Source organism: Phenylobacterium sp. (genome assembly GCF_036723115.1).
Classification (GTDB): domain Bacteria; phylum Pseudomonadota; class Alphaproteobacteria; order Caulobacterales; family Caulobacteraceae; genus Phenylobacterium.
The window spans coordinates 1-9,576 of sequence record NZ_DAIMHV010000102.1 but is presented as its reverse complement, the minus strand read 5'-3'; the positions used below and the strand labels follow the sequence as shown (position 1 = coordinate 9,576).

Genomic DNA, 9,576 nt, shown 5'->3' with positions numbered 1-9,576 from the left:
GTCTCCGGGGAGATGAAGGCCTTCTTCGACCGCACCTATTATGACGGGCTGGATCAGCTGAATGGTCGGCCCTACGCGCTCATGGTCTGCGCCGGCAGCGACGGGGAAGGGGCGGTGCGCCAGATGAGCCGGATCGCTCTGGGCTGGCGGCTGCGTCAGGCGGCCGAGCCTCTGATCATCTGCACCCACGCCCAGACGCCGGAAGCGATCTGGGCCCCCAAGACCCTTCCGGAAGCCGACCTCGCCCTTTGCCGAGAGATGGGCGCCGGCCTGGCCGCTGGGTTGGAGCTGGGCGTTTTCTGACGGCTACGGCGTGAGCGCCTTGTCCAGGGCCGCGCGCAGGGTGGCGTTGGAGAATGGCTTGTGGACGACGGCGACATCGGTGGGCACGTCCACGTCGAAATAACCCGTCAGCAGGATGATCGGCAGGGCGGGGCGCCGGGCCCTGGCCTGCAGGGCGAACTCCACGCCGTTCACCTCGGGCATGGCGAAGTCGACCACCGCTCCGTCATAGACCGAGGCGTCTCGGCCCAGCGCTTCCAGACCCTCCGCGGCGCTGCCGGCCTCGACCACCTCGTGGCCCTGATCGCGCAGAAAGCCCGCGGTGACGGCGCGCACGGCGGCCTCGTCATCCACCACCAGCAAGCGGCGTCCACCGGGGCGTTGGGCGGCGTCCGTCTGTTCGGCGGCGGCCGGTGCCGCGTCCTGCGCGGCGGCGCGCGGCAGATAGATCCGCACCTCGGTGCCGACGCCCGGCTCGCTTAGGACTTCCAGGGCGCCGCCCGAACGCTGGGCGAAGCCATAGACCATGGGCAGGCCAAGGCCTGTGCCCTTGCCCACCGGCTTGGTGGTGAAGAAGGGCTCCAGCACCCGGCCCAGCAGGTCGGGGCTCATGCCTTCGCCGGTGTCCCGCACGCTCAGCACCACATACTCGCCCGCAGGCAGATTCAGGGCCGGGGCCGGCGCCTCCAGGATCTGGTTGGCGGCCTGGACGGTAATCACTCCGCCATCGGGCATGGCGTCACGGGCGTTGACCGCGAGGTTCAGAAGCGCGAGCTCCAGCTGGTCCGGCTCCACCGCCGCCATCCACAGGTCATCGGCCACCTGCCAGATCACCCGCGCGCCGCCGCCCAGGGTGCGTTCCACCAGGTCGTGGGTCTCGCCCAGGAGGTCGCCCAGGGCCATGACCTCGGCGCCGCGGCTCTCGGTCTGGCGGCTGAAGCCCAGCAGCCTCTGGGTCAGCTTGGCGCCCCGCTGGGCGGCGAGGGTGGCGTTGTCGAGATAGCGCCGCAGGGCCTGTTCGTCCCCCATGCGACGGGCCGCCAGCTCCAGGCTGCCGATGATGGCGGTCAGCAGATTGTTGAAGTCGTGGGCGACTCCGCCGGCCAGGGTTCCCAGCGCCCTCAGCTTGTCGGACTGGCGCAGATGCATCTCCGCCAGCTTCTCTTCGGTGACGTCACGCTCCAGAACCACCAGATGCCGGATGGCGCCGCTGTCGTCGGGCGCCGGGACGACGGCGGTTTCGATCCACTGCGGCCCGCCGGAGGTCTCGATCTCCTCCAGGAGAACCACGGTGCGCCCGGCCGCCCGGGCCTGCGCTTCGGCCTCTTCCAGGGCGAGGGAGGCGCTGACGCCTTCGGTCTGGTCCACAGCCTCGGCCTTGCGGGCGTTCATGCGGACGACCGCCCCCGTCTCGTCCTTGACAGCGATGGCCGCAGGCATGTGGGCCATCAGGCCGCGAAGGAGGGAGCGTTCCTCGTTCAGGGCGCGCTTCAGATGATGGCGCTCGGCCGCTGAGGCGACCATGGCCCGCAGGCCTTCCGGCTCCCAGGGTTTGGCCGCATAGCCGACGATGCCGCCCTGGTTCAGGGCGCGGGTGACCGACCCCAGGTCCGCATAGCCGGTGAGGAGAATGGCCTCAGCGTCGGTCCAGGCCCGCGCTTCCTTCAGGAAGGCGTCCCCGGCCATCTGCGGCATGCGCTGGTCCGAAATGATCACCGACACCGGCTCGCCCGCGGCGAGCAGGGCGAGGGCGTCAGGGCCGGAATTGGCCGTCAGGACGCGATAGTCAGCCTCGAACAGATCCTGCAGCGCCACCAGGATGTCCGGCTCGTCGTCCACAATCAGCAGGGTGGCGGCGGGAGTCATGCGGCGGCGTCCAGGGGCAGGTTGATCACGAAGCGCGCGCCCCCAAGCGGGCCGTGATCGACCTCGATGTCGCCATTATGCGCTCGCACGACGGCGTAGGCGATGGCCAGGCCCAGCCCTGTGCCTGCGCCCACCGGCTTGGTGGTGAAGAAGGGCTCGAAGATCCGGTCGCGCATTCCCTCAGGGATGCCGGGGCCGGAATCGTTGATCTCGATCCGGTAGCCGCCCTCGGCCTCGTAGGTGGCGATCTCGATGACGCCGGACCCGGCCAGGGCGTCGGCGGCGTTGGAAAGAATGTTCATCACCACCTGATTGAGCAGGGCCGGGGAGCCGTTGATGAACGGCCTCGCCTCCAGCCTGCGCCGCACCTCCAGACCGCCCAGCTTGGGCGCCAGGAGCGCCAGCACCGTCTCGATGGCGTCGGGGACGTCCAGCCGCTGGCTCTCGGCCTCATCGAGGCGGGAGAATTTCCGCAGGTTCATCACCAGGCTCTGGATCCGCTCCAACCCCAGGCGCATGGCGGCCAGCCGGTCGGCGGCCTTGTCGAGGGCGGCCTGAGCCGCGGGCGGGATTTCGCCGGCCCGGGTCTCGCGGGTCAGGCGCTCCACCGTGCCGTGATGCCCCAGGATGAAGGCCAGCGGATTGTTGATCTCATGGGCGATGCCGGCCACCAGTTCGCCCAGGGAGGCCATCTTGGCGGACTGGACCAGCTGCGCCTGGGCCTCGCGCAGCTGATGATTGGCGGCTTCCAGTTCGGCATTGGCCTGGGCCAGCTTGTCGGCCGCCGCGGCGCGGGCTTCGGCCTCCTCGGCCCGGCGGCTCTCTTCGGCCAGCAGCTTGCGGCGCACCAGGGCGCGGATACGCATCCGCAGCACATCGTCGTTTTCGCCGGCGGAGACCACGTCGTCGGCGCCGGCGTCGAAAGCCGCTGAAAGCGTCTCTGGCGGCGCGTTCTGCGGGGCGAGCACGGCGATCTGGAAAGGCGCAGGCAGGCCGTCGCGCCGCCGGTCCAATCGCCCGCACAGGGCCAGGCCGTCGAAACCGACGCCTGAAGCCGGCAGCAGCACGCAGTCCAGCGCTTCGGCCGTGGCCGAGAGGGCCTCAGCCTCGTTGCCGGCCTCCACCACCTGATAGCCGGCCTGGGCCAGGGCCGCCGCCAGCCGCAGGCGCTGGGTCGGGCTGTCGTGAACCACCAGGGCGCGGGCCAGGCGGAAGCCCCCCGCCATTCCTGTTTCGTCGCCGGGGGGATGAGGCGTCTGCCGTCCGCGCCGCAGCAGGGCCCGCAGCCGCGCCAGCAGGACGTCCATGTCGGCGGACTTGGCCACATAGGCGTCGGCGCCGCTTTCCAGGCCCTGGCGCTCAAGGTCCTGTTCACGGGCGCTGGTGAGCATCAGCAGAGGCAGGGTGCGGGTCCGCCGGTTCAGCCGCAGCTGGCGCGACAGCTCGCGCCCGTCCATGCCGGGCAGGTGAAAGTCGGCGACCACCAGGTCCGGCAAGGCGTCATTGAGCCTTTCCAGCGCCGCTTCGGCGCTGGCGGCGGTTTCGACCCGATAGCCCTCCGCCTCCAGCCGGCTGCGGATGGCCAGGGCCTGGGTCTCGGAGTCCTCGACGACGAGCACCTGCGGGCGGTGGGGCATGTCAGAGGCGCCCCTTGGCCGAGAGCTGCAACAGGCGCGGCGCCACCAGATCCAGGGGCAGGACGTCGCGGGCGGCCTTCAGGCGCACGGCGGCGCCGGGCATTCCGTTGACCACCGCGGTGCTGGCGTGCTCGGCGATGGTGTGGGCGCCGGCGCCCGCCAGATGGGCCAGACCTCGTGCCCCGTCCTCGCCCATGCCGGTGAGGAGGACGCCCACCGTCCTTCGGGGAGCGGTCTCGGCCAGGGAGTCGAACAGGACGTTGGCGGCGGGACGCTGGCCGCCCACGGGGGGCTCGTCCAGGACGCGGATCACGCCGTTGGCGCGGACGGCCATGTGCCGGTCGCCGGGCGCCACATAGACCTGGCCGGCCTCGGCGGTGAGGCCGTTCTCCGCCAGCACGACCGGCAGGGGGCAGACCCCGTCGAGCCAGCGGGCGAACCCCTCCATGAACGGTGCGCCCATGTGCTGAACCACGAACACCGCCGCCGGAAGGTTCCGGGGCAGGCCGCCCAGCACCTTGGCCAGGGCTGGCGGCCCGCCGGTGGAGGCGGCCAGGGCCAGATAGTCCATCTGCTCGAAAGCGCCGGTCTGGATGGGGGCGCGGGCGATGGAGGGGCCGTCCGGCCGCCCGATCTGGCGGCGGCGGATGACCGGCACGCTGCTCATGATGAACAACTGGGTGCAGATGGTGTCGGCCAGGCTTTCATAGCTGGCGCTGGCCGGGCCCGCCGGCTTCTCCACCACCGTCAGCGCGCCCGCGCGCAGGGCGTTCATGGAGATGCGCAGGGAATCGTCGACGGCGTCGGCGATGACCACGATGGGGGTGGGACGCTCGGCCATGATCCGGCGGGTAGCTTCCAGTCCGTCCATGCCGGGCAGGCGAATATCCATCGAGATCACATCGGGACGCGCGTCTTCCAGGCAGGCCAGGGCCTCTTCGGCGGACGGCACGGCGGCGGCCACCACGAAGCGAGGGTCGCGGCCGACGATGTGCGTCAGCAGTTGGCGCACGACCAGGGAATCTTCCACGATCATGACTCGTACGGGGGCGGACGACGGGTTCAAATCATGCGCCCGATCGTGGCCAGAAGCTCGCGCTGGTCGAACTTCTGCTTGGTGATATAGGCCTCGGCCCCCAGGTCCAGACCCCGCCGGACATCGGCGGGATCATCCCTGGACGTCATCAGGATCACCGGCAGCCGGGCCAGGCTGGCGTCGGACTTGATGGCTTGCAGCAGGGAAAATCCGTCCATCCTGGGCATTTCGATATCGGCGACCACCACATCGAATACGGCCTCGCCGCTGCGAAGGATGTTGAGGGCGTCGATTCCGTCCACGGCCAGGCGGACCTGATAGCCGTGGGCCTCCAGAATGCTCTTCTCCAGCGTGCGGGTGGTGATGGAGTCGTCCACCACCAGCACCGTGCGCTTGGCCTGCGGCGCCGCGGCCTGGGCGATGCCAAGGCCTGAGGCGGAGATCTGCCGGGCGTTGCGCATCCAACGCTCCATCAGGGCGTCGGGATTGAGGACGAAGACCGGCTGGTCGTCGGCCGCCAGGGCCGCCCCAAGGGTCAGGCCCGGCAGGGCGCGCGGGCTCTCCAGGGGCTGGATCAGCAGTTCGCGCACATCGGCAAGCGCGTCGACGGCCAGCAGCAGGCGACGTTCCCCGCGGGTCAGAAGCAGGGCATGCACATGCGCGCCGGCTTCGGCCGGGCTCAGCGGGGCGTCATGCAGAAGGGCGGCCAGCGGGATCACGGGGGTCACAATGTCCGACCCCTCGAATTGTATCCGTGTGCTCGGCGCGCCATCCACCATTTCCAGGGCGCCGACGCTGAGGCGCCACAGGCCGCGGACGCCGTAACCCGGCAGGGCGTAGGGCGCGCCCCCCGCCTCCACCAGGATCACCGTCTGACGGGCGGCCGACAAAGGCGCGGTGACCACCACCTCCGCCCCCGCCGGGCGGCGACGGTTCAGGCGCACCGATCCGCCCAGGGCGGCCAGGCTCTGGTGGGCGGCCGAAAGCCCCATGCCGCGGCCCGAAAGCCGGTCCACCGCGGCGGCCGCCGAGACGCCCGGCTCGAAAGCCAGGGCGAGGATGTCGTCGGCGGGCGGCGCGGGCGCCCCCCTGGCCCGGGCGGGGATAAGGCCCCGGGCCACGGCGGCGGCTTCGATGCGCTCCAGATCAGGACCGGCGCCGTCGTCGAGAATCCGCAGGTCCAGCCGACGTCCCACCACGCGAGCCACCAGAGCGACCTGCAGCCGATCGGGCTTGCCGGCCTTGCGCCGGTCCTCGACCGGTTCGGCGCCGTGGCTGACGGCGTTGCGAAGCAGGTGGATGATGGGTTCGCGAAGGCCTTGCAGGACGCGTCGTTCGGCCCGGACCTCAAGGCCTTCCACCCGCACGTCCACCTCCACCCCCTGGTCGCGGGCGATGTCGCGCACCATGCGGCCGAGGTCGCCCAGGACGTTTTCCGCTGGCGTGAGGGTGATCTCGTCGGTGACCCGGCGAAGATCCTCCAGGCCCTGGTCCAGAGCCCAACCGGCGCGGGCGTGGCGGCGGGAAAGGTCGCCCATGTCGCGTGCGAGGCTGGCCAGGCCGTTGTCGAAGGCGTGGAGCCGCGCCGGTCCGGCCCCTGAGACGTGCGAACGCAGGTCGCGCCACTGGCGCTGCAGCGCCTGGAGTTCCTGGGTCAGCCGCCGGTTTGTCTCCAGCAGGCTTTCGGTCGCCTGGGCCTTGGCCGACAGTTCGTGGGTGGCCGCGGTGAGCTGCTGCAGCAGGCTCGAATCCAACCGCACCATCTCCAGCGCCCGGTCCTGGCGCTCGACCGGGGGGGAGGGGGGCGGCGGTTCGGGTTCGCCGCTCGCCGCCGCCGCCGCCGCGGGCGGCGAGTCTTCAGAGTCGGGCGCAGCACCCGTGCTGGCCGCCGCAGCCAGGGCCTCAATGGCGTCCAGGCCCTCATGGAGCAGATCGACCGTCGCCGACTGCAGGCCGACCCCGTCGCCCATCACCACGGCCAGCTGTTCCTCCAGCCGGTGGGCGATGGCTTCGATCTGAGGCAGATCCACCGCCCGGGCGGCGCCCTTCAGGCTATGGACCCGGCGGAACATCTCGCGCAGGTCGGCGTCGGCCGGACTCGAAAGAGCCCGGCGCACCGCGTCCAGATGGTCGCGATGCTCCACATCGAAGGCGGCGAGCAGTTGTGCGCGAAGATCAGCCACAGGGCGTCGTCAGAGCCGGTAGCGTTCGGCCAGGCCGAGAAGCTGCTGGGACAGACGCGCCAGGTTTCCTGCGGCCTCTTCCAGCTGGCGGGTGCCCACCGCCGTCTGCTGACTGGCCTGACGGATGTTCTGCAAGGCGCCCATCACCTGCTCGATGCCCAGCTGCTGCTGGTTGGTGGAGGCGACGATCTGCTGGAAGGTGTGGACGCTCTCCTGCACCCGCGAGGTGATCTCGGTGATGGTGCGCTGGGTGGTGTCGGTGCGCTCCTTGCCCGCAGCCACCCGCTTGACCGCCTCCTCGGTGAGCATGACCGAGGAATTGATGCCCCGCTGGATGTCCCCCAGGATCGAGCGGACCTGGGTGGTGGCGTCCTTGGCCTGGTCGGCCAGCAGCTTCATCTCAGAGGCCACGACAGAGAAGCTCCGTCCGTTTTCGCCGGCGGCGGCTGCCTCGATGGCCGCGTTCAGTGCGAGCAGATGTGAGCGCTCGGAGATGTCGTTCACCGTCGAGATGATGTCGCCGATGGCCTGGGTCTTCTCGCTCAGGGCGACAATGTTCTCGGCCACGGCTTCGGCCTGATCGCGGATGGCGTCCATGGCGCGGGCCGTTTCGTCCACGGCGCGAAGGCCTTCATTGCTGGTCTGGGCGGTGGCCTGGGCCGAGGTGATGACTTCCTGGGCGCGCTTGCCGATCTGGGCGCCGGAGTGGGTGATCTCATCGACGGTGGCGGCGGTCTCCTGAACCGCGGCGAGCTGCTCCTCGACGCTGGCGGCCTGCTCCTGGCTGGAGGCGCGAATCTCCGCGGTGGCGGCGTTCAGGTTCTCGGTTGCCTCGCGGTTCTGCCGGGCCAGGTCCTTCAGTCCGTCGACCATGGCGTTCAGCGTGCTGCCCAGGCGGCCCAGCTCGTCCGCCCCGGTGAGTTCGGTCTTGCGGGTGAGGTCGCCTTCGCCCACCCGCTCCACAAAGGCCATGAAGCTGGTGAGGGGATGGATGATCGAGCGCCGGATCAGGAAGGCCACCCCCATGGCGATGGCCACAGCGCCGGCCAGGCCCAGGGCGGTGCTCAGCCGGCTGAGCTGATAGACATCGTCGATCCGCCGCTGGCCCAGCTCAATGGCCTGATCCAGATGGCCGGTGGCGCGCCCCATCTCGGTCTGGAAGGCGTTGCGGGAGAGCTGCAGGCTCTCGCGGATGGCGGCGACCGTGTCGAGATCGCGCCGCGCGAGGGCGGCGAAGAGGGCTTCGTCCTGCTGGCGCAGATCGCTCAGGACCGCCCGGCTGCGGGTCAGGCTGACCCCGATATCGCGCCAGGCGTTGGCCCGCTCTTCCGAGGCCGCGGTGGCTTGATACTGCTGGGCCAGGGCGATGGTCTGGTCCAGGCTCTGCTGGGTCTCGTCGGCCTGGGCGCGCCAGAGGGTGGCGGCCACGCTGGGATTGCGACCGCTGAGAGTCATGGTGGCGACCTCGTTCTCCGCGGCGGCGGCCATCTCGTGCTGCTGCAGCTGGACCTCGCTGAGCTGGCGCAGGAAGGCTAGGTCGCGGCTTACGATGCGGGCGGTCTCGCTGCGCACCTCGGAAATCTGGGCCAGGCCGAAGAGGCCCAGCGCCACCACCAGCAGGATGACGGCGGCGAATCCGAGAAGAATTCGGTTGGCGATGCTCAAGGTCAGGCTCCCGTTGGGGCGGTGGTGCGCAGCAGGTCGGCGAGTGAGAGAACGGCGGCGGTGCGACCCGCATAGGGTCCGGACGTCAGCACGCGGACCTGTCCGCTATCGGCCGGTTCGGCCTCGATGGCCAGGGGGCGTTCGCCCAGCCAAAGGACGATGTCCGGGTGGGCGACCGGCGCCGCGAGATAGCCCTGGTCCCCAGGGGGGCGCGGGGCGCCCAGGAGCCGGGCGAAATCGAGCACCTGCTTGATCTTGCCCCCCTCAGCCACCAGTCCGGCGACTTCGCCGGAAGCGGCGCCCAGCGGCGTCATGCGGTCCAATGGCCGGACCCGTTCCAGTTCGCGCAGGGGCAGGGCGTAGAGGTTGTCGCCCAGCGGGCAGAGCAACCACGGTTCCCCGCGGGCCGTGGCCTCGGGCGCCTGAGCCGCCTGGGCCAGACGCAGGGTTCGTTCCTGCAGGATCCGGCGGGCGCTGGGCGACAGGCCCGAAGGCGCGGGCCGGGCCTTGCGGGCGGAGCGCTTGGGGTCCTTCAACCTTCCGCCTCCAGCTGAAGGCGGGCAAGTTCACGAAGATCTGCGGCGGTCATGCCTTCCCCTTCGCACAGGCGCGTCGTGGGGCTCAACTGCGCAGCCTGGCGGGCCAGCGCGGCCAGACTGCGTCGACTGGCGGCGGCTTCGCCCTGTTCCAGGCGGGCCAGCGCCAGATGATACTGAGCCATGAGAAAATCCGGTTGCAGATAGACCGCCCGGCGAAGGGCCCCGGCGGCTGTGGTGGTTTCCCCTCGGGCGCGGCTGATCAGCCCTTGATAATAGTGCAGGACCGCAGCTTCCGGCCAGGCGCCGAGCGCGGCCCGACAGGCCTCGGCGGCCTGGGAAAGATCCCCGGAGTCGGCCAGGGCGCGAAC

General features: G+C 70.6%; 6 protein-coding genes and 2 pseudogenes. 1 reads left to right on the top strand and 7 read right to left on the bottom strand.

What is annotated here, in order from left to right:
• Positions 1-303: pseudogene (locus V7D28_RS10955) on the top strand (flavodoxin family protein); the annotation flags it as partial.
• A 3-nt stretch (positions 304-306) separates the two neighbouring features.
• On the opposite strand, the gene V7D28_RS10950 reads toward V7D28_RS10955, so the two are convergent.
• From V7D28_RS10950 to V7D28_RS10920, 7 genes and pseudogenes are all read right to left on the bottom strand, one after another.
• The gene (locus V7D28_RS10950; RefSeq protein ID WP_333587419.1) at positions 307-2,148 is read right to left on the bottom strand and encodes a response regulator; all 1,842 of its coding nucleotides are present in this window, start codon (positions 2,146-2,148) and stop codon (positions 307-309) included.
• Complete coding sequence (locus tag V7D28_RS10945) at positions 2,145-3,785, bottom strand: response regulator (protein WP_333587418.1); 1,641 nt, start codon at positions 3,783-3,785, stop codon at positions 2,145-2,147. Before V7D28_RS10945 ends, V7D28_RS10950 begins: the two co-directional genes overlap by 4 nt.
• Position 3,786: 1 nt before the next feature.
• Positions 3,787-4,821, bottom strand: a complete 1,035-nt coding sequence (cheB, locus tag V7D28_RS10940) for a chemotaxis-specific protein-glutamate methyltransferase CheB (protein WP_333587417.1) — start codon at positions 4,819-4,821, stop codon at positions 3,787-3,789.
• A 26-nt stretch (positions 4,822-4,847) separates the two neighbouring features.
• The gene (locus tag V7D28_RS10935; RefSeq protein ID WP_333587416.1) at positions 4,848-7,004 is read right to left on the bottom strand and encodes a hybrid sensor histidine kinase/response regulator; all 2,157 of its coding nucleotides are present in this window, start codon (positions 7,002-7,004) and stop codon (positions 4,848-4,850) included.
• Positions 7,005-7,013: 9 nt separating this feature from the next.
• Positions 7,014-8,669 (bottom strand): methyl-accepting chemotaxis protein, encoded by a 1,656-nt coding sequence (locus tag V7D28_RS10930; RefSeq protein ID WP_333587415.1) that lies wholly within the window; start codon positions 8,667-8,669, stop codon positions 7,014-7,016.
• Between the two features lie 2 nt (positions 8,670-8,671).
• Complete coding sequence (locus V7D28_RS10925) at positions 8,672-9,205, bottom strand: chemotaxis protein CheW (protein WP_333587414.1); 534 nt, start codon at positions 9,203-9,205, stop codon at positions 8,672-8,674.
• Positions 9,202-9,576, bottom strand: a pseudogene (locus V7D28_RS10920) (CheR family methyltransferase); the annotation flags it as partial. The pseudogene V7D28_RS10920 and the gene V7D28_RS10925, both read right to left, overlap by 4 nt.

What these genes read in the sequence shown, in the direction of transcription:
- V7D28_RS10945 (WP_333587418.1), bottom strand. Translation starts at nt 3,785, where the DNA reads ATGCCCCACCGCCCGCAGGTGCTCGTCGTCGAGGACTCCGAGACCCAG.
- V7D28_RS10950 (WP_333587419.1), bottom strand. Translation starts at nt 2,148, where the DNA reads ATGACTCCCGCCGCCACCCTGCTGATTGTGGACGACGAGCCGGACATC.
- cheB (WP_333587417.1), bottom strand. Translation starts at nt 4,821, where the DNA reads ATGATCGTGGAAGATTCCCTGGTCGTGCGCCAACTGCTGACGCACATC.